Below are 23549 nucleotides of genomic sequence, written 5' to 3'. Positions count from 1 at the left end.
AGCCTCCTATCGGGATCGAACCAATGACCTACTGATTACAAGTCAGTCGCTCTACCAGCTGAGCTAAGGAGGCAAATTTTGTATATGTTTAAAGAACAGCCCTTTTTCAAATTTTTACACCTTTGGAAAACGGAATGCAAATTTACACTTTTTATATCCAGAACAAAACTTTTTTACAAAAAAAGCCGACAAATTGTTTTGTCGGCTTTTTTATATGGTTTTGTGCATGTACCGTCTTAAAGATCAGTAATTATCGTCTCTTTAAAGGAAGTTTCGTGCGCACGGATTTTTTGTTTGTGCTTGTCAATTTGTTTACGCAGGCTTTCAATCGCCAGGTCTGTTGCTTCTTCAAAAGTTTTGCATTGTTCTTTGGCAAACAACTGGTTTCCGGGGATCAAAAGTTTTATTTCCAAAACCTTGTTTGCTTCATCTTCTACCTTTTCCAACTTTAAATAAACTTCGCCGCTAATGATCTGATCAAAAAACTGATCCAGCTTATTCGCTTTTTTCTGAATAAAATCTACCAGTTTACTGTCGGCAGTAAAATGTATTGCCTGAACTGTAATTTTCATCGTTCCTCCTTTTTTATGCCTTTGGATGGGCTTGTTTATAAATTAATTTTAATCTTTCCACAGAATTATGCGTGTAAACCTGAGTGGCGCTCAGGTTGGCATGTCCTAAAAGTTCTTTAATGGCGTTTAAATCTGCGCCATTGTTTAATAAGGTTGTAGCGAAAGTATGGCGAAGCACGTGCGGGCTTTTTTTGTTTTGGGTGGTGATGTAACCGAGATATTTCTGCACAATACGATAAATTAGTTTCGGATAAGGCGCGTTGCCAGTATCGGTAACGATTAAATTTGAAGAATTGTTATCAAAAATTTTACTTTTCTTAACGTTAAGGTATTCTTTTGTTAACAGCAGCAATTCTTTGTTAAGCGGAACGATGCGCTCTTTGCTTCTTTTACCCATAACTTTTATGGTATTTTCGTACCAGTTGATGTCGGTTTCGGCTAAGCCCAGTAATTCTGCCAATCGGATGCCGGTCCCGAAAAGCAGTTCAATTACCAATTTGTCCCGGATCCCGCTAAAAGCGTTCTCAAAATTCTCTTTGTTATCCAATAAATGGCTGATGTTTTCTTCACGAATAACCACCGGCAGTTTTTTGGCGGTTTTTGGGCTTTGGATTTTAGACATCGGGTTGTCTTCAATCAGTTTTTCGCGCAGTAAAAATTTAAAGTAAGTTTTTAAAGAAGATATTTTCCGGTTGACGGAACGCGCATCATTGTGCTGGTCTAAAAGGTACACAATCCAATTGCGGATCAAAAAAACATCGGTAAAAGAAGCATTGTCCTGGGAAACAGCATAAGCAAAAAACTGAAGCAAATCAGTTTTATAAGCTGTTAAAGTATGAGGGGAAAACCGCTTTTCGTGTTGAATATAAGTGTAAAAACGGTCTAAATACATAAAAACTACTTGGATCTTCTAAAACATGAAGATACAAATAGTTCTTAAATTTGGTGGAGAATATAAATTTTGGAAGAAAAAATTAAACGTTGTCAGAAAACATGTGCTCTTTATAAATTGCATGTTTTACTACATTTCTGCGGGCAACTGATTTTTTTTCGTATGCCTGACGGCTGCGAAGTTCTCTCAAAACACCAGTTTTTTCAAATTTTTTCTTGAAACGTTTCAGCGCTTTGTCTAAAGATTCGCCGTCTTTTACATTGATAATAATCATAATTCCTACAATACCTCCTTTCAGGGAGGGCGAAATTAGAAAAATTATTTCAAAATAAAAACGAAAAACAAGCGGTTGATGCTGTTTTTATCAACTAAATTTCAGTACGAAAAATAAGGCTCTACTTTTCGGATCACTTCATCCGTTAAAATAGCCACATTTTTTAAATCACTGCTACTTTTATAATTGCCGTGTTGCTTTCGGTATTGGATGATGGCGTTCATCTGTTTAAATGTTAGATACGGGTTTCGCTTTAAACCATCAAAATCACAAGTATTGATATTGATTTTGCTGATCGCTGCCGGATCAATCGCCACTTGTTTTTCGATTTCTTCATACTTCGCCGTGTCCAAGCCAAACACTTCCATCAATTGTGTTTTGCGGTAAAAGCCGCCCAAACGGTTCCGGTATTTCAGAATCCGGTTGGCAAAAGCTGGCCCGATGCCTTTAATTTCGGTTAATTGTGCAGAATCAGCATGATTAATTTCTACCACAATCAACGGTTTTGCTTTATAAATTGGGGCTGAGCTTGAATAAGCTTTACTAAAATCCCTGCCCGGAATATTGATATAAGGCTCCAAACGCGCGTAGTCCTCCGAAGTGATCGAATACACTTTTTGCAGGTCTTCTTTTTTGTAAAACTTCCCGCCTTTGGCTTCGTAGTTTTTGATGACTTTGATCTGCCGTTCACTCAAACCTAATTTCTTCCAGGATTCTTCGGCCAAATTGTTTGGGTTGAAAGAAAAGTAAACGGGCTTTGATTTTATAGTGCTAAAAGAAGCATTGGCTTTATGCGGATAATCCTCGTAATTTTTCTTGAGGTAGTCTGGCTTTTCAACAACTGCTGCATCCAAAATGCGCTGTGCTTCTTTTATCCTGGTAAAATTGACCTGTTCCGGAACGGTAAATAACTGATAAACTTCCGGTGCCAGCAAAACCAGCAGCATCAAAATGGCCAGCACCAGCAGGCCGTTCCACTCTTTTTTGGTAATTGCAAAGTAGTTTTTAACAGCCGAAAACATGCAGCAACAGTTTAGGTTAGAAATTTAGGGATAATTGTAAGATATTTACCTTTTATCACAAAATTAAAACCGAAATTTTTAGCATGAAAGTTATCACCAAAGAAGAATTTGCCAAGGCTACAAAATTGGATAAGCTGAAGATGCCCGGCCTGGCTGCTTTTTTGATGGAAATTATGAAGATTAACGATGTAAACAAACTGTTTGCACAAGCCCAGCCCAAGCAAGGCCCCGAATTTGTTGACGAGATTTTGAAAGGAATGGGCGTTGAGGTGGAATTTGACGAGAACGAACTCAAAAACATCCCAACAACCGGCGGTTTTATTGCCATCGCCAACCATCCTTATGGCGGCGTAGAAGGCATGGTTTTGTTGAAGATACTGTGTATGGTAAGGCCGGATGCAAAGTTGATGGCCAATTTTTTGTTGAAGAAAATCCCAAACCTGAGCGATTATTTTATTGCCGTAAACCCTTTCGAAAATATTGAACATTCTTCCAGCATCAGCGGCATCAAAAACACGCTGGAACTGCTGAAAAGCGGAACACCCATCGGTATTTTCCCTGCCGGAGAAGTTTCTACTTACAAAATTGAAAACCAGGAAATAACCGACAAGCAATGGCATCCGGTTGTTGGTAAAATCATTGCCAAAGCTAAACTTCCGGTTGTGCCAATTTATTTTCACGGCAACAATGGTTTGCTGTTCAACCTGCTCAGTTTAATCCATCCAACGTTGCGCACGGCCATGCTTCCGGCAGAATTGTTTAATAAAAAAGGCCACAAAATTAAGCTTCGGATTGGCAAACCGATTGATTTAAACGAAGTCCCTTATGCCGGCAATACCACTAAACTATTAAATTTTCTTCGCGCAAAAACTTACGCTTTGGGAACCGGTTTGGAAGAAGAAAGGAAGCTGTTTAACCCGCGCAACTTATTCAAAATCAAAAAAACAGCAGAACCAATTGCGCCGCCTGTTGCCATTAATTTGATGGAAAAAGAAGTTGAGTCATTGAAAGAGAACCATTTGGTTTGGGTGGAAAAAAACTACGAGGTTTTTATTTCGCCGCCTTCGCTGATCCCAAATATTATCAAGGGAATTGGAAGGTTGCGTGAGATTACTTTCCGAGAAGTTGGCGAAGGCTCGAACAAAAGTTCTGACCTGGACGAATATGATATTTACTATAACCATTTGTTTATCTGGGACATCGAAACCAAAATGATTGTTGGCGCTTACCGTATCGGCAAAGGCGACGAGATTTACTACAGCATGGGCAAAAAAGGTTTTTACACGGCCGAACTTTTCAAAATTAAAGGTGAATTTGCACCGGTTTTAAAGAAAAGTTTGGAGTTGGGCCGTTCTTTTATCCGCAAAGAATACCAGCAAAAACCTTTGCCTTTATTTTTATTATGGAAAGGGATTTTAAAATATTTGATTGATAACCCGCGCTACCGTTATTTGATCGGGCCGGTGAGCATCAGCAACAGTTTTTCCAAATTCTCTAAATCATTGATCGTGGATTACATCAGCAAAAACCATTTTGACCACGAAATGGCGCAATATGTAAAACCGCGAAAAAAGTTTAAGGTTGATTTTTCCAAGATTGATACCGAGCTTCTTTTAGCGGGTGAAAATTCGTTCAAGGTTTTGGATAATTTGATTTCGGAAGTGGAAACCCGGAACATGAAAATCCCGGTTTTGCTTCGTCAATACATTGCTTTAAACGCGAAGATCATTTGCTTCAACATTGACCCTAAATTTTCCGATTGTTTAGACGGATTTTTGGTTTTGGATTTGGAAAAAGTGCCGCAGGAAATGCTGGAGAAGCTGGGCAAGAATTTGTAAAAAAAATAGAGTTTGTTTGAATTTTGTCCGGCCTGTTTTTCATGCTTCTTTTATGCCATTAAATTGGCAACTTGTAGTTTTGGCTAAAGCCAATTCTTGTTCCCTTTATCCACGGCCTAAAGGCCGTGGCAATGAATAAGCAATAAAAATGATACTATAAGCCTTTGTTATCACAGCAGGTGCAAAAATTTGTAAAACAAGTCGGATTAAATTACCACGGCCTTTAGGCCGTGGTATATGTTAAATTTAGGTTGGGCTTTAGCCAAAACATTACTGCATGAAACTTAAAAAGAAAAAGCGACGGCTTCCCATCGCTTTTTTTTATACTTCACCAATTTTATATAGGTAAAAGAAGCATTCCCAATTTCCAACAATACTTCTTTTACCGGCATTTATTTGGCAAAAGCAACCGACCTTGTTTCGCGGATTACGGTTACTTTGATTTGGCCGGGATAAGTCATTTCCGTTTGGATACGGTTTGAAATATCGGCAGCCAAAACTTCGGATTGTGCATCCGTTATTTTCTCGCTTTCAACAACCACGCGCAGTTCGCGGCCGGCCTGTATCGCAAAAGTTTTTTCTACGCCGGGGTACGACATCGCCAAAGCTTCTAAATCTTTCAACCGTTTGATGTAGCTTTCAACTACTTCGCGCCTTGCGCCGGGGCGTGCACCGGAGATCGCATCGCAAGCCTGGATGATCGGTGAAATCATGGAAGTCATTTCAATTTCGTCGTGGTGGGCGCCGATGGCATTGCAAACTTCCGGGTTCTCTTTATATTTTTCGGCCAGTTGCATCCCCAAAATCGCGTGCGGCAGTTCCGGGTTGTCATCAGGCACTTTACCAATATCATGCAGCAAGCCTGCACGTTTGGCCATTTTCACATTCAAACCTAATTCTGCTGCCATCGTTGCGCAAAAGTTGGCCACTTCGCGCGAGTGCTGCAACAGGTTTTGGCCGTAAGATGAACGGTAACGCATCCTTCCAACCATGCGGATCAACTCCGGATGCAAGCCATTAATACCCAAATCAATCACGGTCCGTTCGCCAATTTCTACAATTTCTTCTTCAATTTGCTTGCGTGTTTTGGCCACCACTTCTTCAATTCGTGCCGGATGGATTCGGCCATCCGTTACCAAACGGTGCATGGCCAAACGTGCAATTTCCCGCCGCACCGGATCAAAACCAGATAAAATGATGGCTTCAGGCGTATCGTCCACAATAATTTCAATGCCGGTTGCCGCTTCCAAAGCACGGATGTTCCGCCCTTCGCGTCCAATGATCCGGCCTTTTATCTCATCGTTTTCTATGTTGAAGATGGAAACCGTATTTTCAATCGCACTTTCCGTTGCCGTGCGTTGGATGGTTTGGATCACAATTTTCTTTGCTTCTTTTGATGCCGTTAATTTTGCCTCGTCCACAATATCCTTGATCTGGCTCATGGCTTTGGTGCGTGCTTCTTCGCGCAAATTATCCACCAACTGGTTCTTGGCTTCCTCTGCCGAAAGCCCGGCGATGGCTTCCAACTGTTGCACGTGCTGCAGTTTTAGCTGCTCCACTTCTTCCTGTTTTTTCGCCGCTTCTTCCTGCTTTTTGATGGCTGCTTCCGTTTGTTTTTCTAAATTTTTACGGGTATTATCCACTTCCTGGTCGCGGCGACTGGCGTTTTCCAGCTTTTGGTTCAGCGATTGCTCTTTTTGCTTCAACGAATTTTCGCGCTGGTTGATGGTATTATTCTTTGAGTTTACTTCCTGCTCGTGTTCTGCCTTCAGTTGTAAAAAATTCTCTTTCGCTTCTAAAAGTTTGTTCTTTTTTAAAATCTCCGCGTTGTTTTCTGCGTCTTTTAAAATCTTTTTCACTTTGGTTTGCGCCGCCGCTTCCTGGCTGGTAAACAATTTGCGCAGCAAATAGCGGCCAACTACAATGCCGAGGCCGGTGCCCAGCAATAACCCGATTACAATATATAGTACATTCATTTTTAAACAATTATTAAGGTATATAAATAAAAAAGCCGTTGTTAAATTTAAGTTTTGTGCCTGTCATGCCCCTAAAAACTACCCGGTAAAAGAAGCATTAAACTTCGCAAACCAGTAAATCAAAGCATTACAAAAATTGAAAACTTAAATCTAAAACGGCAAAGCCAATACTTCTTTTATCGGTATAAATTAGGCGTTCGAAAAGAAATCCGACAGCAAACGGTCTAACTGATAAACTTTTTCGGTAACTTCTGTATCTTCTACCATTACCTTTTTTTCTGCTTTCAGCGAGGTTGTTGCATAATGCAAAACACACATCGAAAGCAAATCCTGTTTATCTTTTACCGCATAATTTTCCTGGTATTCTTTTATGCGGTCGTTTATTAGTTTGGCTGCCCTTCTAATCACTTCTTCTTCTTCCATATTTACCTTTAAAGGGTAAACACGGTCTGCAATATTTATTTTGATGGAAATATCTCCCATAAAATCCGTTTACTTTAAGTTGTCATTTTTTTAACAACACAATGCACTTATCAATTTCTCGCACAAATTCGTTAATTTTTTGCTTGATATCAAGACTTTTTTCGTTCGTCTCCGAAAAACTTTTGGCCAGCTTCAATACACGAAGCTTCTCTTCCATCTCTTTGTTTTTTTCACGGCCATCCGCCAGCGACGTATTTAACGCTAAGTTTTCTGATTTCAACAATTCATTTTCTTCCTGCAAAGCCGCGCAAAGCTCAATCAAGCGCTCTGTTTTTTCAACAACTTTAACCAATTGTTCGGCTACTACAGACATTTTAAAATTGTAACAGGTTTAGGGTTTAAAGTTAATATTAGTTGTTTACAATCCGCAATCTAAGCGGCAGCAATTTGATTTCCCTACTTTCTCACTTCGGCTCCTGCTTCTTTTTGCAAGTTAAAAGCTACTTTTTGCATCACGGCGTCAATCGCTTTATCGGTCAGCGTTTTCTCTTCGTCCAATAAAACAAAGTTTAACGCGTATGATTTTTTTCCTGCGGGAAGTTTATCGCCTTTGTAAACATCAAACACATTAACCTCTTTGATCAGCTTCCGGTCGGTTTTTAATGCGGTTTGTTTCAACTGGTTAAATGTGATTTGCTCATCAATTAACAACGAAAGATCCCGTTTTACCGATGGGAATTTTGGAATATCTTGAAACACAATTTTATTCCTGCCGATCTGTTTCAACAATAAATCAAAATCAAAATCTGCAAAAAACACAGGCTGGTTCACGTCGGCTTTCTTCAATTCCTTTTTAGAAACTAAACCCAAATTTACCAAAGTTTTGCTGCCGGATTTATAAGTTAAACCGTAATCCAGTAAATGTAATTCTGCTTCTTCTATCACTAAATTATGTACGCCAGCACGTTTCAGCAATCCATCCACTACTGCTTTTAACTGATAAAAATTGACCGGTTTTTCTTTCTGGTTCCATTGTTCCGCTTGATCGTTTCCGCTTAAAAACACTGACAAACGATGCTGCTCCGAAAATTTTCCCTGATACTGATGGTAGATTTTTCCAAATTCATACAGTTTCAAATTCGGATATTTTCGGTTCTGATTGTAGGCAATCACTTCCAAACCCGAATACAAAAGCGTTTGCCGCATCACATCCAAATCGCTGCTCAACGGGTTTAAAATTTTAACCGCCGTTTCCAAATCATCAGAATAAGCAGATTTGGTAAGCGAGTTGCACAAAATTTCATTAAAACCATTGGCCGAAAGCAGATCGGAAAATTGATTTTGCACCGCATCTTTGTCAGGTTTTGCAGCGTTGTTTAACGAAGCTCGGATTTGACTTGGAATCTCCACATTGTTATAACCGTAAATCCGCAAAATCTCTTCGATCACATCCACTTCCCGCGTTACATCAACCCGGTATGGCGGAACTTCAAGCGATAATCCTTCTTCGGTTTCGGCCGTAATTTTAATAGCTAAAGCAGCAATGATTGATTTAATTTCTTCAACACTTATCGCTTTTCCAATTAAACGGTGCACGTTTTTGTACAAAATTTGCACGGTAAAAGAAGCAACAGGCGAAGGGTACAAATCCGAAATTTCGGAAGAAACCGTTCCGCCAGCCAGTTGCTGAATCAAAATGGCCGCATATTTTAAAGCAAAAACCGTGATGCCAGGATCAGTTCCGCGTTCGTAACGAAAAGAAGCATCCGTTTTTAAACCATGCCTTTTAGCCGTTTTACGAACAGAAACCGCATCAAAATAAGCACTTTCCAGAAAAATGTTTTTGGTTTGATGGGTAACGCCGGAGTTGATTCCGCCGAAAACACCGGCAATCGTCATCGGTTCTTCGGCGTTACAAATCATCAGATCATCTGCTGATAACTTTCGCTCAACGCCATCGAGCGTTTTAAAAATAGTTCCTTCGGCACAAGTTTTAACGATAACTTTATTTCCTTTGATTGTATCGGCATCAAAAGCGTGCATTGGCTGGCCTAAAGCATGCAACACATAATTCGTAACATCAACAATATTGTTGATCGGGCGAACGCCAATTACACTCAACTTTTGCTTCAGCCAATCCGGCGAATCTTTGACTTCGATACCAGAAATGGTTAAGCTGGAATAACGCGGACAGGCTTTGGCATCGGCCACTTCAACCGCAATAGGCAACGCCAAATTTTGCACGGTAAAAGAAGCATTATCCGGCAGCTCAATTTTTGTTCTGAGATAAGCCGCAATATCGCGCGCCGTACCCAAATGTGAAGCGGCATCAACACGGTTTGGCGTTAAACCAATTTCGAAAACGTAATCATCTTCCAACTTAAAATAGTCTTTTGCCAGTGATCCGATTTCGGCATTTTCATCCAAAACCATAATCCCTGCATGGTCAGTTCCGAGGCCAATTTCATCTTCGGCACAAATCATCCCTTCCGAAACTTCTCCCCTAATTTTGGATTTATTGATCTTAAAAGGTTCTCCGGTCGTTGGATAAACCGTTGTTCCCACAGTTGCCACCACCACTTTTTGCCCGGCTGCTACGTTTACGGCGCCGCAAACAATTTGCAGTTCTTCGCCGCCTGCGTCAACTTTGGTAACCCGCAACCGGTCGGCATTTGGGTGCTGCACGCATTCTTTTACGTAGCCAATCACCAAACCTTCCAACCCGCCGGGCACCGCCAGCACTTTTTCGAGCGATTCTACTTCCAATCCAATCCCTGTTAAAATCTGCGAAATTTCTTCGGGTGTTTGCGTAATGTTGATATATTGTTTAAGCCAGTTGTACGAAATCTTCATGCTTGATTCGGATGAAAAAGCACAAAGATAGGAAAACAAGGTGAAAGGCGAAGGGTGGAAAAGCGAAAGGAAGAAGGACAGGCAACCTTCTACCTTTCATCCTTTTACCTCAAAACCTCAACTCACATCAAACCTTCATCTGCAAAACTAAAATAATGTTTATCGGTAAAAATTAAATGATCGGGAATGGCTAAATCTAACAAAGAACCTGCAGCGCGCAGTTTTTTGGTCAAATCCAAATCGGCCTGGCTTGGTTTTAAATTGCCCGAAGGATGGTTATGGGCCAAAATAATAGAAGCCGCATGGTTTTCTATCGCGGTCTGAAAAATGATTTTCGGGTCGGCAACCGTTCCTGCCTGTCCGCCTTTGCTGATCAAATGCCGGGAAAGTACTTTGTTGGCGCGGTTGAGCAGGATGATCCAAAATTCCTCGTGGTTTAAATCGGCAAAATAGCGGTGCATCAAATGGAAAACATCTTTGCTGCTGCCTATTTTTTCAGTGGTTTGGTGTTCGGTTTCCTTCCGCCTTCGGCCCAATTCCAACGCAGCAATAATGGTAATGGCTTTTGCTTCGCCGATGCCTTTAAATTTGGAAAGATCGTTGACAGAACCTTTTCCCAAAGAATTTAAATCACCAGCGTAATGCAGCAAAATACGTTTGCTTAAATCAACAGCGGATTCGTTCGGGCTGCCGGAACCAATCAAAATGGCAATCAGTTCCGCATCGCTCAAAACCCTTCGGCCTTGTGCCAACAGTTTTTCGCGCGGCCGGTCTTCTTCTGCCCAAGATTTAATGCTGATTTTAGCTTCGTAATTTTCCATTTGCTAAAAATGGAATTATTTTAACTATTACGAAAGTTTCTAAACAAAAAAAGAGCACCTAAGAATCAGATGCTCTTTTTATCGTATAAAAATTGTTATTGTTTATGCCAAAGCATTCACAAATTTGGTCAATTTTGATTTGTTGTTGGAAGCTTTGTTTTTATGGATCACATTTTTCTTGGCCAAACGGTCTAACATCGAAATTACCCTCGGCAACAATTCAACAGCTTCTGTTTTTACCGTTGTGCCTCTTAATCTTTTAATTAAGTTCCGGGTTGTTTTAGCCTGATATCTGTTACGCAAACGCTTTGTTGCGTTGGCCCTTACTCGTTTGATTGCGGATTTATGATTTGCCATTGTTCAGCGACTGTTCTTTTTTTATTTAAGGATGCAAATATAGCGCGATATACCAATAAATCAAACCCTATTTTAATAAAATTACAGCGATGCTGTTTTTATCGGTACTTTTTTCAAATTTAATTGTTAAGCATTACGCCCAAACCCAGTTTCAAAGCATCCGATGTTGCCCCTTTTGCGCCTTTAAACACCACGGTATAAATTTTACCATTGTTAAAAGTTTGGTTAAATGCGGTTGTAACACCAAGGCCAGCCCCTCCGGGAACTTTGAAAGCAGCACGGATACTGTAAGTGCCGGCAGCAACTTCAACATAATCACTCACTGCGGTATAAGCAACTGCAGAAAAAACAGTGTTGGTGTTCAGCATCAAATCAACACTTGGCACATCGGCAACGGCGTGTACAAAACGAATTTTTGCTTTTCCCGGCGATGGCACGTCCAGCTTGTCCTGGGCATAAAAAGCGGTTACATTATTGGTAGAAGTTTGTCCGGTTACAAAAACCGAATAATAGGCATTTGCGCCCAAACTTACCGGAAAAGTGGCCAAAGTAGTGCCCGAAGCAGCGGCCTTGACCTCGCCTGTTTGGTTGCCGGCAATGGTAGAAAAATAACCCGAAGAGTTGCCATAAGCCACCGGCGTAGTAGTTTTTAAATTACCGGAAAGAAAGAGGTTGACCGTTCCGGCATCCGGGCTGGCGTTGATTACCTGTACAGAAGTGGTGGCCGTGCTGGTGCTTTTTTTGCAGGAAGAAACCGCGGCAAAAGCCATGATTAAAACAGCAAAACAACAAACCCGGTTAAATAAAATTTGAATGCGCATAAATTAACTATTAAAAATTTTTGATCGTTTAAATTGAACCCTAAACGCAAAATTGCCTTTTTTCTTTTAAAATAAAACCAGCAACCGGTTTAAAAACTTTGGCCGCCATCTTAAACACCTTAAATTCAATAATTTAATTTTTAAGAAACCGATACTGTTTTTATCATATAATTTTTGGATTTTTAGGCTTTCCTTCCGCTGCTTCCATATTATTTCTACTTAAATTTCACTTCATGAGAAACAGGTTTTGCATACTCTTTTTATCGGTACTTTTATTGGTTTTGTGTTGCAGTTGGGGTTTCTTCGGCCACAAAACCATCAACCATTCGGCCGTGTTTATTTTGCCAAAAGCCATGGTTGGCTTTTACAAAAACAACCTGGCTTATTTAACAGAACATGCGGTTGACCCGGATAAACGCCGTTACACTGATTCGCTGGAAGGCGCGCGCCACTTTTTGGATGCCGACCGTTATGGCAAAGCCCCTTTTGACAGTATTCCTGAGCAATGGAATGCGGCGGCAGAGAAATATTCGGCCCGAACCTTGAACAAAAACGGCACCGTTCCCTGGACAATACAGCGCAATTATTACCGTTTGGTGCAGGCTTTTAAAGACCGGGATTCCATCAAAATCTTAAAATATTCTGCCGATCTGGGCCATTATGTTGCCGATGCGCACGTGCCGCTGCACATGACGAGCAATTACAACGGACAACTGACCAACCAAGTCGGCATCCATGCTTTTTGGGAAACGCGTTTGCCCGAACTTTTTTCCGGCCATTATAATTATTTTGTTGGAAAAGCGGTTTACATTAACGACCCGTTGAAGTTTGCCTGGAAAATCTGCCGCCATTCTTATCAATCTTTGGATTCTGTTTTGCTGATGGAAAAGAAACTGCAAACTTTTCGGGCCGACCAGAAATATACTTTTGTTCGGAACAACAACAAGATCGCCCGAAATTATTCTGAACCCTATGCCGCCGCTTACCACAATTTGCTGAAAGGAATGGTAGAAAAACAAATGCGTGCTTCTATCCTCGCCATTGGCAGTTATTGGTTTTCGGCCTGGGTGGATGCCGGGCAGCCAAATTTGAAAGGCATGGTGAAGCGGGAATTATCTGAAGAAGAAAAAATGAAGGAAAAGCTGGAAGAATACCGTTTCCAGAACGGCAGGATTTTGGGAAGGGAGGATTTATAAACCGGAAATTGTTGTGTTGGTAACGCTTTAAGTTTATCTATCAACCATTAACCAAAAACTTACCTTTGCTTTATGCAAACTGCTGATTATTTTTTGCCGATTATCCTTTTAACCGGCGTTGCCCTCAGCGTTAAATCTCATAAACTCACCTTTCCCGCTGCTTTAACTGCTGCTTTTTTAGGCGTTTGTTTGTACATCGGCGCAGGATATTTTGGTATTTTAATGGCAGCCGTACTTTTTTTGATGGCTGCCGTATCAACCGCACAAAAACATGCCGTAAAAGAAGCATTGGGCATTGCCGAGAAAAACCAAGGCCAACGCAAAGCCCCGCAAGTTTTGGCCAATGTAGGCATGGCCGGATTGATGGGCTTGCTATGCTTCTTTTACCCACTAAAAATTGATGTGTTTAGGTTGATGATGGCCGCAAGTTTGGCTTCTGCCGCTGCCGATACCGTTTCTTCGGAGTTGGGAACGGTTTACGGAAAACACTTTTACAACATTGTCAGTTGCAAGCCAGACCAGCGCGGTTTGGACGGTGTAATCAGTTTGGAAGGAACGTTTTTTGGTTTGATGGCAAGCGTAATTATCGCTACAGTTTATGCGCTAAGTTTTGGTTGGAATTTAAATTTCTGGTGGATTATCATTGCCGGAACGATTGGAAACTTGGCAGATTCCGTCCTCGGTGCTACTTTAGAACGAAAAGGTTATTTGAGCAACAATGCGGTCAACTTTTTAAATACGGTTGTTGCGGCTTTGGTAGCATTATTTTTTCTACTTTAAACTAATTTGATTTATGATTGAAAGCATCAGGCATAAAGGATTAAGGTTATTTTGGGAAAAAGCTGATCCTTCTAAACTTCCTGCTGCCCAAATTGTAAAAATTAGATTAATTTTAACGTTGTTACACAATGCCAAACAAACAGAAGACGTTAATTTTCCTGGTTCTGGCCTGCACAGTTTAAAAGGCGAACTGGCAGGTTTCTGGGCAGTAAAAGTTTCGGGAAATTATCGCATTGTATTTCGTTTTGTTAAAGAAAACGTGGTTGATATTGATTATGTAGATTACCATTAAGTTAAAACAAAGATGCTAAAACAAGGAATGCCACCAGCCCATCCGGGAGAAGTATTAAAAGGTTTGTACTTGGATCCTTTAGAAATATCTATTACACAAGCCGCTGCAAACCTGTGCGTTTCCAGAAACACTTTATCTTTAATTATCAATGCAAAAACCAGTATCCACGCAGAAATGGCTTTGCGTTTGGCGGAAGCTTTGAACACAACGCCCGAACTTTGGTTGGATATGCAGCAAAACTATAATCTGTGGCACGCGAAAAACAACCGGGCAAAAGTGCAGGTAAAGTTGATGCGGAAAAAAGGCCAGGAAATAAACGCTTAACACATTTATTCTTTTTCCTTCCTGATCACCCAAACATTTTCCTGCACTTCCGCAGCCAGCAAACTTTGTTTAAGCGCTTCGCTATCTGCAAAATTTAATTGCAGTAATAAACGCGAATCGTACCGAACCGTAAATTGCTCTTCCTCAAAAGGCCAGGGTTTTACGGTCAGCGTTTTTTCATTCAACCGGATCAACTGATGCGCTTGCTGATGCGGGCCGCTGCCGATTTCCACGCCCCTTTGCTCCGGCTGATATTGTCGCTGGCAAACCAGCAACGAAAAAGCATTTGCCCATTCCAGCAAAGCGTAGGTTTTTTCGGCTTCTTCCAAAGTAATGTTTAACGCTTTTCGCCATTCGGCCCGCAGCGTTTCCTGTTCCGCCAAAAACGCTTTGGCTTCAGGATTTTGCTGTGCTTCTTTTACATGCAAAAAATTGATGTGCATGGATGTTAGCAGCGCGATATAACGGCTTTTGCTCAAACTAAAATCTATCATTTGCCGACAATGCGCCAACTCGAAAGTTTTCATTTTAAAGTTCACCGGCCCGCCGTTTTCGGTTACCAAATCATCCTGTTCCATTTCGGTTTGCGCATCATCGTGTTCGCCAATGGCCAAAAGTGTTTCTGTCCAGCGTTCCGGCCGTTCCTGTTTTTTCCAATTCGCGGCAATTTGTGCGGCTACATTGCCGTGCGCACGTTGCAGGATAATTTCCCAGCCAGTTTCGGTGTAGTTTACAATCATGGGTTTTCTTCAACCTAAAATTAATGAAATGAAGTTTTGGTTTTGAAGAGGAAGAATTCAGTTACCATCGCCAATAAGCTAAATCAGTTAAAGCTGCTGCCGTAAAATTTACGGTTTGCATATATCATCCAAGTTCAGCTTTGTTACTTCGCCGTTTTTACTTTGCGCGATAGACTTTTTTAAATGGTCTGCATTTGCAGATGAAAACAACAAATACTCGGTATCATCTATCTCCTCGCTTTTGTATTCTACATGCAAAGCATCTAAAAAAATACGGATAGCGGTCTCCTGATCAGAAGTTGCCGGATGTATAGTTATGGTTGCCATGGTATCAAATATACGTTTTACAGGAAGTTTATCAAAGTAAAAAATAACTTAACCCTTTCACCCCATCAACTCCTTCATCAGTTTATCAAATGCTTCTTTTAGCACCAAATAATCCTGCTCCAACTGGGAAACGCGCGCTTCCAGGTCGCTAACCGAGCGACGTGCAAATTCTTGGGGCAGTTCTTCTTCCTCCAACACCACTTCGCCGCCTAATAAATGGGCGTAACGCACTTCTTTTTGCCCCATTCGGCGCGGCAATTGCTGCACAAACTGCATTTCGGGTCGGGCGAGTTTTTCTAAAACGGTTTGCACTTCCTCCAACGATTCAAACTCATACAAACGGCCCGAATTGCTGTTGATTTCGCCCGGCGTTAACGCTCCGCGTAAAATCAACAAACAAATCACAGCAAGCTCGGCCGGGACAACCGGAAAAACAATGGCAAAATTGTGTTTGTACTTTATGGCTCGTATCGAACCGCCGGTTGCGGTAGAAATCAGTCCTTTTTTCTTGAGCGAATTTAAAGCTTCCACCACCGTTCCTTCATCATAATCCACCACCGGTTTTCTCGAAGATTTTTGGTTGCAGGCGATGGTCAAACTGTTCAAAGTCATCGGATAATAATCGGGCGTGGTTTTGCTTTTCTCCATCAAAGCGCCCAAAACGCGTAGTTCTTCGGCTGATAATACGGGAATTGTAATTGCTGGATCCATTTTTTAAAAGTACTGATCTGTTTGCTGCTACAAAACGCATTTTCAGAATTTTAATTTATTACCAATTTTATGCCGATAAAAGAAGCATCACTTAAACCGCAACACTGTATATTTATCCGCAAAAAATCAAGCCATGACTCCATCCATTTTAGATTATGCCAAACGGTTAAAAGCCATGGCGCATTTGGGTTTAACGTATGCGAATAATGCGTACGATTTGGAGCGTTATCAGGAACTGGAACAGATGAGTTTAGAACTGATGCAACAACTTTCCGGGCAGCCGTTGGCAGAAATTTCGGCCTATTTCAGCACAAAAAAAGAATACATTACGCCGAAAGTTGATATTCGGGCCGTAATTTTTAACGATCAAAAACAGCTTTTGCTGGTGCGCGAAAAGGCCGATGGCAAATGGTCGTTGCCCGGCGGCTGGGCGGATATTGGCTTTTCGCCGAAAGAAATAGCGGTAAAAGAAGCATTGGAGGAAACAGGCTTCAACGTAAAACCTGTAAAATTGCTGGCTGTTTTGGATAAACGCTGCCATCCGCACCCGCCGCAACCGGATTACGTTTATAAAATTTTTATCCAATGCGAAATTATCAACGGCGAAAAAACAAAAGCTTTTGATATTTTAGATGTCAGCTTTTTTGATCAAAATGCCATTCCGGAATTGTCGGAAGACCGCGTGCTTCCAAGTCAAATCGAGCTCATGTTTGCCTATCTTGCCGATCCGCAGAAAGAAGCAATGATTGATTGAGGTAAACCGGACAACAATTTTAGGTGGATAAAAGAAGCATCGCCTCTGCCACAAACCTAAAACCGGCTGCATCATTTGGTGTTGAAACTAAAACCTATTTTATGTCTATCGAAGATAAAAACATTCCGCAACAGCAAACCGGCAACCAGGTAGATACGCAGCACGAAGCCACGCTGAACAACCGCGAAGAAGCGCAACAGCTTTTTGCTTCGGCCAAAAAAAGGTTGTTGAATGTTTCACATTGGGGAGAAATTGCAAACGGTTTTTCGTCTTCCTTTCAATTGACGGACAGCAGCGGACAGGAAGTTGACCGGCCGGTGCAAAAAGGCGACCGTTTCCGCATCAGTTTGCCTGCGCCCGGGCCAGACAGCGGCAACGGCGACGATTGGGTTGAGGTAGAAAACATCCAGGACGAACAGGATGAAAACGCAGATATCGAGATCATTTCCATCCGTGTCCGTCCAACTTCCGATCCTCAAAACCCAAAACCGGAAACCGCTCATTTTTATACCGATGAAGCCACCAGTACGTTTGTGGTGAAGCGAAAAGGCAACACGGTAAGTGCCGAAGTGCATGGCCGAAACGAGGTGCCAAACACGCAAACTTCGGGTTTGTGGGACAAGCTTCGCCATGCCGTTGTTGCCGTAGGTTCTATCTTGGGCTTGTCCAACCACCAATGGAAAAACCTAACGGAAGGCTTGATCAAACCAAAAAAGTAGTGCTAAAAGAAGCATCAACCTAAACCTTAACGGCCTGTGCCTTTCTCTTTTTCAGTTTGTTTTTTTGTGCCTGTGCCCACTTCTACCAGTTCGTGTTCCTCTTCCACCGCTTCTGTTTGGGTGGCATAACTCAATTTTCTAAAACGCCAAAGTGCAAAAGCTGGCTCCTGGAAACGGTTCAACAGTTTAAAATATTTGGGCAAATTGTGCACTTCGTCCAGCAAAACGCCGGGCACAATCCCGTTGTTGTCCAAAATCTCGCGGATGGTATATTCCTTATCTTTCGTAACCCAAATCTCAAAATCTTTGCGGATCTCTTCGGATTTGTCCGGGTCAATCGTGGCATTGATGCAAATTACTTTATCTCCTGGTTTCATTGTTTTTTATTTTTTTGGGAAGCAAAAATTGGCATTTTCAATCCGTTTTACCGCTTCAACCACCCCAATTTTTATAGGGTAAAAGAAGTATGCCTTGCCTGTTTCTGCTGCTCCAAACTTCGTAATTACGGCAGTAAACCGAAAGTGTTTTTTTACGGATTTCAATTTTATCGTATAAATAAAACCGGTTAAAAATATAAATCCGTAAGTTGCTGTGGTTGTAAAAGTTAAAAAATTTGTGCCGGTAAAAATTTTATTCAAAACCCTTGTTTGCTATTCCTGTTGATCTTTTTTTGCCAATTGTAACAATTTCTTTATAAAAAATAACCGGACTTTGTTTTGCATACAAACAGGAACCAGAAAAAACAGTGTTAAAAAAAGCAAATGGGTTTAAGCAACAAAACTGATTTTGATGCCATTGTAGTTGGCTCGGGGCCGAACGGTTTGGCGGCCGCAATTACGATGCAGCAGCAAGGGCTTTCGGTACTTTTGGCAGAAGCAAAAGGCCAAATTGGCGGCGGTTTGCGTTCGGCCGAGGTTACTTTGCCAGGTTTTACACACGATATTTGTTCGGCCATCCATCCGCTTGCTTTGGCCTCGCCTTTTTTTAAAACTTTGCCTTTGGCCGATTTTGGTTTGGAATACATCAACCCGCCAATTGCGGCAGCGCACCCTTTTGACGATGGAACGGCCGCCGCTTTGTTTGGCACGCCGGAGCAAACGGGCATTAAGCTGGGCACTGACTGCAAAGCATACCTCAAACTCGTCAAACCTTTGGCAAAAAACTGGCCTGGTTTGGCGCCCGACCTGTTGGGCCCGCTCCACTTCCCCAAAAACCCTTTTAAATTTGCCCGTTTTGGTTTGGATGCCCTGCCTTCTGCTTTGCAAACCGCCAAAAAACTACGGACAAAAGAAGCACGCGGGCTTTGGGCAGGGATGGCGGCGCATGGAATCCAGCCCCTGTCCAACCTGGCAACTTCGGCCATCGCGCTGGTTTTGCTGGCTAACGGGCATTTGGGCGGATGGCCGCTGCCCAAAGGTGGGTCCTACAAAATTGCGGATGCGCTGGCCGCTTATTTTGTTTCGCTGGGCGGGAAAATTGAGACCGGTTTTGAGGTAAAATCATTGGCACAATTGCCTTCTTCCAAAGCGGTTTTGTTTGATGTTACTCCGCGGCAACTGCTGCAGATTGCCGGCCACCGGTTTTCGTCTATCTACAAATGGCAGCTCGAAAAATACCGCTACGGCATGGGCGTTTTTAAAATTGACTGGGCTTTAGATAGTCCGATTCCGTTCACCGCTAATGAATGTTTACAGGCCGGGACCATCCATTTGGGAAACACGCTGGAGGAAATTGCCGTCGGCGAAAAACAAACCTCGGAAGGGAAACAAGCCGAAAAACCTTTTGTGCTGCTTGCCCAACAAAGCCTTTTTGATGCCAGCCGCGCGCCCGAGGGAAAACACACGGCCTGGGCGTATTGCCACGTGCCCAACGGCAGCAAAACCGACATGACGGAAATCATCGAAAAACAGGTAGAACGCTTTGCGCCAGGTTTCCGGGAACGGATTTTGGCAAAATTCACTATGAACACCGAGCAGATGGAAGCGTACAACGCAAATTATATCGGCGGCGATATCAACGGCGGCACCCTGGATATCAGGCAATTGTTCACGCGCCCGGCTTTGCGCTGGTCGCCGTATCAAACCTCGGACAAAGGGCTTTACATCTGCTCTTCTTCCACGCCGCCGGGTGGCGGCGTGCATGGCATGTGCGGCTATTATGCGGCCAAAAGGGCGTTACATGAAGTTTTTGGGCTAAAGGCTCCGCGCTTGAGCTATGGGTGATGCTGTTTTTATCGGTGTTTTTTTCGGAATCTCTCGGTTTCCATACTTCTTTTATCGACTGAAAATCAAATCTCGCATTTTTATTTTTTCATCAACACCAATTTTTAGGTGGTAAAAGAAGCATTGCCGTTAGTCATCCTGAACTTGTTTCAGGATCCCTCTTCCAGGATTGTAACCTTGCTTGTGGGATGCCGAAAAGATTTCGGCATGACAAAAACACACCAATTTTTAGGCGATAAAAGAAGCATTGGCTTTAGTCATCCTGAATTTATTTCAGAATTCTTCTTCCACGGTTGTAACCTTTCTGATGGGATGCCGAAAAAATTTCGGCATGACAAAAATATCAACACCAATTTTTACCCGATAAAAGAAGCATTGGCGTTAGTCATCCTGAATTTATTTCAGGATCCCTCTTCCAGGATTGTAGCCTTTCTGATGGGATGCCGAAAAGATTTCGGTATGACAAAAAACATCAACACCAATTTTTACCCGATAAAAGAAGCATTGCCGTTAGTCATCCTGAAATTTTTTTCAGGATCCCTCTTCTATGGTTTTAACCTTTCTGATGGGATGCCGAAAAGATTTCGGCATGACAAAAACACACCAATTTTTAGGTGGTAAAAGAAGCATTGGCTTTAGTCATCCTGAATTTATTTCAGAATTCTTCTTCCACGGTTGTAACCTTTCTGATGGGATGCCGAAAAAATTTCGGCATGACAAAAATATCAACACCAATTTTTACCCGATAAAAGAAGCATCCGTTTTTCAACCTTTTCAAAAACCGGTATTGGCTGGCAAAACATTATCTTCACGGCCTTACTTAAACCCAAATGGATATTACTGCCGAACAATCCCGCCTGAACGACCATTACTCCGGAAAAAACAACTGGCTTAAATGGGGCCCGTATTTATCAGAAAGGCAATGGGGAACCGTGCGCGAAGATTATAGCGCCAACGGCGATGCCTGGAACTACATCACCCACGATATGGCCCGCAGCAAAGCTTATCGCTGGGGCGAAGAAGGCATCGGCGGTTTTAGCGACGACAAACAACTGCTTTGTTTAGGCCTGGGTTTGTGGAACGGGAAAGACGCAATCTTAAAGGAACGGCTTTTCGGGCTGACCAACAGCGAAGGCAACCATGGCGAGGATGTAAAAGAGCTGTATTACTATTTGGACAGCACGCCCACGCACAGTTACCAAAAAATGCTGTACAAATACGTACAGGAAACTTATCCATACGAATGGCTGATCGGGGAAAATGGCAAACGTGGAAAGCTGGACCCGGAGTTTGAACTGCTTGATACCGGCCTGTTTGACCAAAACCGTTATTTTGATGTTTTTATTGAATACATCAAAAATGCGGAAGATGATATTTTGATCCAATATACCGTCCACAACCGCGGCAACCAGCAGGCCCAACTGCATTTGCTGCCGCAGCTTTGGTTTCGAAATACTTGGAGCTGGGACCCGGCATCCGCCAAACCTAATATTACGCATCAGGATAAAAACACTTTGCTGCTGCAAGACGAAGCTTTAGGCAGTTATTATTGCCATGTGGATGGCGATGCAGAATTTTTGTTTACCGAAAACGAAACCAACAACGAGCGGCTTTATCAATCGGCAAACCTAACGGCTTTTGTAAAAGACGGCATCCACGAACGTGTGGTAAAAAACAACCCGGCAGCAGTAAACCCGCAAAAAGAAGGCACAAAAGCAGCAGCGTGGTTCCGGTTAACGGTTCCGGCGGAAGGAAATGTGCAGGTGAGGCTAAGGCTGTCTGCAAATCATCAGCCTGACCCTTTTGATGATTTCGATACGATTGTAAATAACCGCATCAAAGAAGCAAATGATTTTTATGCCGAAAAACAAAAAACCGGTGCCAGCGCAGATGAAAACTTGGTGCAGCGCCAGGCTTTTGCCGGCATGCTGTGGAACAAGCAATACTACTTTTACGACGTTGATTTATGGCTGAAAGGAGACCCCGGACAGCCGCCCCCGCCGAAAAGCCGTTTGAGCGGCCGCAACCACAACTGGAAACATTTTTTGGCAGAGCAGATTTTATCCATGCCAGATAAATGGGAATACCCATGGTTTGCCGCCTGGGACATGGCTTTCCATTGCCTTACTTTTGCAAAAATTGACCCTGATTTTGCAAAACGCCAGCTTATCCTGCTGGTCAGCGCGCACTACATTCATCCCAATGGCCAATTGCCTGCATACGAATGGGATTTTAGCGATGTTAACCCGCCAGTACATGCCATGGCGGCCTGGCAGATCTATCAATTAGACAAAGAACTGAATAAAAAAGAAGACGTCGCATTTTTAGAAGGTGTGTTTCAAAAGCTGCTGCTCAATTTTACCTGGTGGGTAAACCAGAAAGACAGCGAAGGCAATAATATTTTTGAAGGCGGTTTTTTAGGTTTGGACAATATTGGTGTTTTTAACCGCAGTGCGCCAATTCCCGGTGGTGGTTTTTTGGAGCAGGCCGATGGCTCCAGTTGGATGGCCATGTATGCGCTGAACATGATGCAGATCAGCATTGAACTGGCCATGTACAACTCGGTTTATGAAAACATGGCCATCAAATTTTCCGAACACTTTTTGTACATCGCCGGCTCAATTGCTTACATGGGCGAAAATTCTTTGGGCTTATGGGACGACCAGGACGGCTTTTATTACGATTTGTTCCGCAAACCTGATGGCGAAAGCGACCGCGTACGCCTACGTACTGTGGTAGGTTTGATACCCATGTTTGCCGTAATTGTGTTTGATGAAAACAAATGGAACAACCTGCCGCGTTTAAAAAAACAGTTAGACGATTTTATGAACCAGCGGCCGGATTTGGTGCGTTTGGTAAGCTATTGGAAAGATACCAAAGGCAACGAGCAGCATTTGTTTTCGCTGCTGCGCGGCCACCGGATGAAGCTTTTGTTGCGCCGGATGCTTAACCCGGAAGAATTTTTATCAGATTATGGCATCCGATCTATTTCCAAAGAATACCAGGAGCATCCGTACCATTACCTTTTAAACGGAAGGGACTACGAAGTGGCCTACACCCCGGGCGAAAGCGATACAGCCATGTTTGGGGGCAACAGCAACTGGCGCGGGCCCATCTGGATGCCGGTCAACTATCTCATTATCCAGTCTCTACACAGTTTTCAGGAGTATTATACCGATGATTTTAAGGTAGAATATCCAACCAACTCGGGCAAATACAGTTCGCTTGCAGAAATTGCACAGGCTTTAAGTTATCGTTTAAAAAGTATTTTTTTAAAGAACGATCGCGACGAACGGCCTGTTTTTGGCGGGAATGAAAAGCTAAACCTCGACCCAAACTTTAAAGATTATATCCTTTTTCACGAATATTTTCATGGCGATACGGGCAAAGGTTTAGGCGCCAGCCATCAAACCGGATGGACAGGTTTGATAGCCATCCTGTAAAAAACCACAAAGCTTAAATTGGGGCGGTACTGTTTTTACCGGCCTTAATTATGAAAGCGCATGGTAGATGTTCTGGCAAAATTGCGGCTGCTGGAGCAGGATGAAACAGAGCAGGTTAAGGCAAAACCAAATGCGGCAAGCAGTATTAATTTTTTCATGGGTTCAAGTTTTAAGTTTTGATGTACAAAGCTT

Annotated in this window: 25 protein-coding genes and 1 tRNA gene; 10 read left to right on the top strand and 16 right to left on the bottom strand. The window is 42.5% G+C overall.

The genetic code is table 11. The features are described from left to right. The 5 genes from V5804_RS10015 to V5804_RS09995 form a co-directional block, all read right to left on the bottom strand. Positions 1–73, bottom strand: a tRNA-Thr gene (locus V5804_RS10015). A 163-nt stretch (positions 74–236) separates the two neighbouring features. Continuing rightward, on the bottom strand, positions 237–572 hold the full coding sequence (gene raiA / locus V5804_RS10010; RefSeq protein WP_369591251.1) for a ribosome-associated translation inhibitor RaiA: 336 nt from the start codon (positions 570–572) through the stop codon (positions 237–239). 13 nt (positions 573–585) lie between these two features. Next, positions 586–1464, bottom strand: coding sequence for a tyrosine-type recombinase/integrase (locus tag V5804_RS10005; protein ID WP_369591250.1), 879 nt, complete (start codon positions 1462–1464; stop codon positions 586–588). An 82-nt stretch (positions 1465–1546) separates the two neighbouring features. After that, positions 1547–1738, bottom strand: coding sequence for a 30S ribosomal protein S21 (rpsU, locus tag V5804_RS10000; protein ID WP_369591249.1), 192 nt, complete (start codon positions 1736–1738; stop codon positions 1547–1549). A 101-nt stretch (positions 1739–1839) separates the two neighbouring features. After that, entirely contained in the window at positions 1840–2760 is a 921-nt protein-coding gene (locus tag V5804_RS09995; RefSeq protein WP_369591248.1) for a ComEA family DNA-binding protein, read from the bottom strand. Between the two features lie 83 nt (positions 2761–2843). Here V5804_RS09995 and V5804_RS09990 point away from each other — a divergent pair, with 83 nt between their 5' ends. Then, positions 2844–4598: a lysophospholipid acyltransferase family protein gene (locus tag V5804_RS09990; protein WP_369591247.1), complete on the top strand. Its 1755-nt coding sequence runs from the start codon at positions 2844–2846 to the stop codon at positions 4596–4598. Positions 4599–4990: 392 nt separating this feature from the next. On the opposite strand, the gene rny is transcribed toward V5804_RS09990, so the two are convergent. The 7 genes from rny to V5804_RS09955 all read right to left on the bottom strand — a co-directional run bounded on the left by rny (position 4991) and on the right by V5804_RS09955 (position 11798). Beyond that, a complete protein-coding gene (rny, locus tag V5804_RS09985) occupies positions 4991–6574 on the bottom strand; it encodes a ribonuclease Y (RefSeq protein WP_369591246.1) in 1584 nt (527 codons plus the stop codon). Between the two features lie 189 nt (positions 6575–6763). Next, on the bottom strand, positions 6764–7057 hold the full coding sequence (locus tag V5804_RS09980) for a cell division protein ZapA (RefSeq protein ID WP_299288707.1): 294 nt from the start codon (positions 7055–7057) through the stop codon (positions 6764–6766). A 22-nt stretch (positions 7058–7079) separates the two neighbouring features. Next, the gene (locus V5804_RS09975) at positions 7080–7370 is read right to left on the bottom strand and encodes a hypothetical protein (protein WP_369591245.1); all 291 of its coding nucleotides are present in this window, start codon (positions 7368–7370) and stop codon (positions 7080–7082) included. A gap of 83 nt (positions 7371–7453) precedes the next feature. Next, positions 7454–9850 (bottom strand): phenylalanine--tRNA ligase subunit beta, encoded by a 2397-nt coding sequence (pheT, locus tag V5804_RS09970; RefSeq protein ID WP_369591244.1) that lies wholly within the window; start codon positions 9848–9850, stop codon positions 7454–7456. 122 nt (positions 9851–9972) lie between these two features. Continuing rightward, entirely contained in the window at positions 9973–10671 is a 699-nt protein-coding gene (gene radC / locus V5804_RS09965) for a DNA repair protein RadC (RefSeq protein ID WP_369591243.1), read from the bottom strand. Positions 10672–10773: 102 nt separating this feature from the next. Further along, positions 10774–11028, bottom strand: a complete 255-nt coding sequence (rpsT, locus tag V5804_RS09960) for a 30S ribosomal protein S20 (RefSeq protein WP_369591242.1) — start codon at positions 11026–11028, stop codon at positions 10774–10776. Between the two features lie 119 nt (positions 11029–11147). Then, entirely contained in the window at positions 11148–11798 is a 651-nt protein-coding gene (locus tag V5804_RS09955) for a DUF4397 domain-containing protein (protein WP_369591241.1), read from the bottom strand. Positions 11799–12082: 284 nt separating this feature from the next. Here V5804_RS09955 and V5804_RS09950 point away from each other — a divergent pair, with 284 nt between their 5' ends. The 4 genes from V5804_RS09950 to V5804_RS09935 all read left to right on the top strand — a co-directional run bounded on the left by V5804_RS09950 (position 12083) and on the right by V5804_RS09935 (position 14441). Then, a complete protein-coding gene (locus tag V5804_RS09950; protein WP_369591240.1) occupies positions 12083–13045 on the top strand; it encodes a zinc dependent phospholipase C family protein in 963 nt (320 codons plus the stop codon). A 72-nt stretch (positions 13046–13117) separates the two neighbouring features. Beyond that, on the top strand, positions 13118–13825 hold the full coding sequence (locus V5804_RS09945; RefSeq protein WP_369591239.1) for a TIGR00297 family protein: 708 nt from the start codon (positions 13118–13120) through the stop codon (positions 13823–13825). Positions 13826–13838: 13 nt separating this feature from the next. Then, on the top strand, positions 13839–14117 hold the full coding sequence (locus V5804_RS09940) for a type II toxin-antitoxin system RelE/ParE family toxin (RefSeq protein WP_369591238.1): 279 nt from the start codon (positions 13839–13841) through the stop codon (positions 14115–14117). 12 nt (positions 14118–14129) lie between these two features. Then, positions 14130–14441, top strand: a complete 312-nt coding sequence (locus tag V5804_RS09935; protein ID WP_369591237.1) for a HigA family addiction module antitoxin — start codon at positions 14130–14132, stop codon at positions 14439–14441. Between the two features lie 5 nt (positions 14442–14446). Here V5804_RS09935 and V5804_RS09930 read toward each other — a convergent pair whose 3' ends face one another. The 3 genes from V5804_RS09930 to V5804_RS09920 all read right to left on the bottom strand — a co-directional run bounded on the left by V5804_RS09930 (position 14447) and on the right by V5804_RS09920 (position 16219). Further along, on the bottom strand, positions 14447–15181 hold the full coding sequence (locus V5804_RS09930) for a DUF3891 family protein (protein WP_369591236.1): 735 nt from the start codon (positions 15179–15181) through the stop codon (positions 14447–14449). Positions 15182–15289: 108 nt separating this feature from the next. Continuing rightward, positions 15290–15508, bottom strand: coding sequence for a DUF2683 family protein (locus V5804_RS09925; protein WP_369591235.1), 219 nt, complete (start codon positions 15506–15508; stop codon positions 15290–15292). A 57-nt stretch (positions 15509–15565) separates the two neighbouring features. Beyond that, positions 15566–16219 (bottom strand): YceH family protein, encoded by a 654-nt coding sequence (locus V5804_RS09920; RefSeq protein WP_369591234.1) that lies wholly within the window; start codon positions 16217–16219, stop codon positions 15566–15568. Positions 16220–16352: 133 nt separating this feature from the next. On the opposite strand from V5804_RS09920, the gene V5804_RS09915 reads away from it, so the two are divergent. Both V5804_RS09915 and V5804_RS09910 read left to right on the top strand, forming a co-directional pair. Then, on the top strand, positions 16353–16973 hold the full coding sequence (locus tag V5804_RS09915; RefSeq protein WP_369591233.1) for an NUDIX hydrolase N-terminal domain-containing protein: 621 nt from the start codon (positions 16353–16355) through the stop codon (positions 16971–16973). Positions 16974–17074: 101 nt separating this feature from the next. Further along, the gene (locus V5804_RS09910) at positions 17075–17692 is read left to right on the top strand and encodes a hypothetical protein (protein WP_369591232.1); all 618 of its coding nucleotides are present in this window, start codon (positions 17075–17077) and stop codon (positions 17690–17692) included. Between the two features lie 26 nt (positions 17693–17718). Here V5804_RS09910 and V5804_RS09905 read toward each other — a convergent pair whose 3' ends face one another. Beyond that, complete coding sequence (locus V5804_RS09905) at positions 17719–18069, bottom strand: hypothetical protein (RefSeq protein ID WP_369591231.1); 351 nt, start codon at positions 18067–18069, stop codon at positions 17719–17721. 384 nt (positions 18070–18453) lie between these two features. Here V5804_RS09905 and V5804_RS09900 point away from each other — a divergent pair, with 384 nt between their 5' ends. The 3 genes from V5804_RS09900 (at position 18454) to V5804_RS09890 (ending at position 23357) form a co-directional block, all read left to right on the top strand. Next, the gene (locus V5804_RS09900; protein WP_369591230.1) at positions 18454–19914 is read left to right on the top strand and encodes a phytoene desaturase family protein; all 1461 of its coding nucleotides are present in this window, start codon (positions 18454–18456) and stop codon (positions 19912–19914) included. 207 nt (positions 19915–20121) lie between these two features. Next, positions 20122–20535 carry a hypothetical protein gene (locus V5804_RS09895; protein WP_369591229.1) on the top strand — a complete coding sequence of 138 codons (414 nt, stop codon included), beginning with the start codon at positions 20122–20124 and terminating at the stop codon, positions 20533–20535. A gap of 209 nt (positions 20536–20744) precedes the next feature. Next, a complete protein-coding gene (locus V5804_RS09890) occupies positions 20745–23357 on the top strand; it encodes a glucosidase (protein ID WP_369591228.1) in 2613 nt (870 codons plus the stop codon). Positions 23358–23549 lie beyond the last annotated feature (192 nt).

The organism is Mucilaginibacter sp. (assembly GCF_041088075.1).
Taxonomy (GTDB): domain Bacteria; phylum Bacteroidota; class Bacteroidia; order Sphingobacteriales; family Sphingobacteriaceae; genus Mucilaginibacter_A.
This window is presented reverse-complemented; position numbering and strand designations above follow the sequence as displayed.

Excerpts from the sequence above, each read along its gene's own strand:
- raiA (WP_369591251.1), bottom strand. The coding sequence starts at position 572 with ATGAAAATTACAGTTCAGGCAATACATTTTACTGCCGACAGTAAACTG.
- V5804_RS10005 (WP_369591250.1), bottom strand. The coding sequence starts at position 1,464 with ATGTATTTAGACCGTTTTTACACTTATATTCAACACGAAAAGCGGTTT.
- rpsU (WP_369591249.1), bottom strand. The coding sequence starts at position 1,738 with ATGATTATTATCAATGTAAAAGACGGCGAATCTTTAGACAAAGCGCTG.
- V5804_RS09995 (WP_369591248.1), bottom strand. The coding sequence starts at position 2,760 with ATGTTTTCGGCTGTTAAAAACTACTTTGCAATTACCAAAAAAGAGTGG.
- V5804_RS09990 (WP_369591247.1), top strand. The coding sequence starts at position 2,844 with ATGAAAGTTATCACCAAAGAAGAATTTGCCAAGGCTACAAAATTGGAT.
- rny (WP_369591246.1), bottom strand. The coding sequence starts at position 6,574 with ATGAATGTACTATATATTGTAATCGGGTTATTGCTGGGCACCGGCCTC.
- V5804_RS09980 (WP_299288707.1), bottom strand. The coding sequence starts at position 7,057 with ATGGGAGATATTTCCATCAAAATAAATATTGCAGACCGTGTTTACCCT.
- V5804_RS09975 (WP_369591245.1), bottom strand. The coding sequence starts at position 7,370 with ATGTCTGTAGTAGCCGAACAATTGGTTAAAGTTGTTGAAAAAACAGAG.
- pheT (WP_369591244.1), bottom strand. The coding sequence starts at position 9,850 with ATGAAGATTTCGTACAACTGGCTTAAACAATATATCAACATTACGCAA.
- radC (WP_369591243.1), bottom strand. The coding sequence starts at position 10,671 with ATGGAAAATTACGAAGCTAAAATCAGCATTAAATCTTGGGCAGAAGAA.
- rpsT (WP_369591242.1), bottom strand. The coding sequence starts at position 11,028 with ATGGCAAATCATAAATCCGCAATCAAACGAGTAAGGGCCAACGCAACA.
- V5804_RS09955 (WP_369591241.1), bottom strand. The coding sequence starts at position 11,798 with ATGGCTTTTGCCGCGGTTTCTTCCTGCAAAAAAAGCACCAGCACGGCC.
- V5804_RS09950 (WP_369591240.1), top strand. The coding sequence starts at position 12,083 with ATGAGAAACAGGTTTTGCATACTCTTTTTATCGGTACTTTTATTGGTT.
- V5804_RS09945 (WP_369591239.1), top strand. The coding sequence starts at position 13,118 with ATGCAAACTGCTGATTATTTTTTGCCGATTATCCTTTTAACCGGCGTT.
- V5804_RS09940 (WP_369591238.1), top strand. The coding sequence starts at position 13,839 with ATGATTGAAAGCATCAGGCATAAAGGATTAAGGTTATTTTGGGAAAAA.
- V5804_RS09935 (WP_369591237.1), top strand. The coding sequence starts at position 14,130 with ATGCTAAAACAAGGAATGCCACCAGCCCATCCGGGAGAAGTATTAAAA.
- V5804_RS09930 (WP_369591236.1), bottom strand. The coding sequence starts at position 15,181 with ATGATTGTAAACTACACCGAAACTGGCTGGGAAATTATCCTGCAACGT.
- V5804_RS09925 (WP_369591235.1), bottom strand. The coding sequence starts at position 15,508 with ATGGCAACCATAACTATACATCCGGCAACTTCTGATCAGGAGACCGCT.
- V5804_RS09920 (WP_369591234.1), bottom strand. The coding sequence starts at position 16,219 with ATGGATCCAGCAATTACAATTCCCGTATTATCAGCCGAAGAACTACGC.
- V5804_RS09915 (WP_369591233.1), top strand. The coding sequence starts at position 16,353 with ATGACTCCATCCATTTTAGATTATGCCAAACGGTTAAAAGCCATGGCG.
- V5804_RS09910 (WP_369591232.1), top strand. The coding sequence starts at position 17,075 with ATGTCTATCGAAGATAAAAACATTCCGCAACAGCAAACCGGCAACCAG.
- V5804_RS09905 (WP_369591231.1), bottom strand. The coding sequence starts at position 18,069 with ATGAAACCAGGAGATAAAGTAATTTGCATCAATGCCACGATTGACCCG.
- V5804_RS09900 (WP_369591230.1), top strand. The coding sequence starts at position 18,454 with ATGGGTTTAAGCAACAAAACTGATTTTGATGCCATTGTAGTTGGCTCG.
- V5804_RS09895 (WP_369591229.1), top strand. The coding sequence starts at position 20,122 with ATGACAAAAACACACCAATTTTTAGGCGATAAAAGAAGCATTGGCTTT.
- V5804_RS09890 (WP_369591228.1), top strand. The coding sequence starts at position 20,745 with ATGGATATTACTGCCGAACAATCCCGCCTGAACGACCATTACTCCGGA.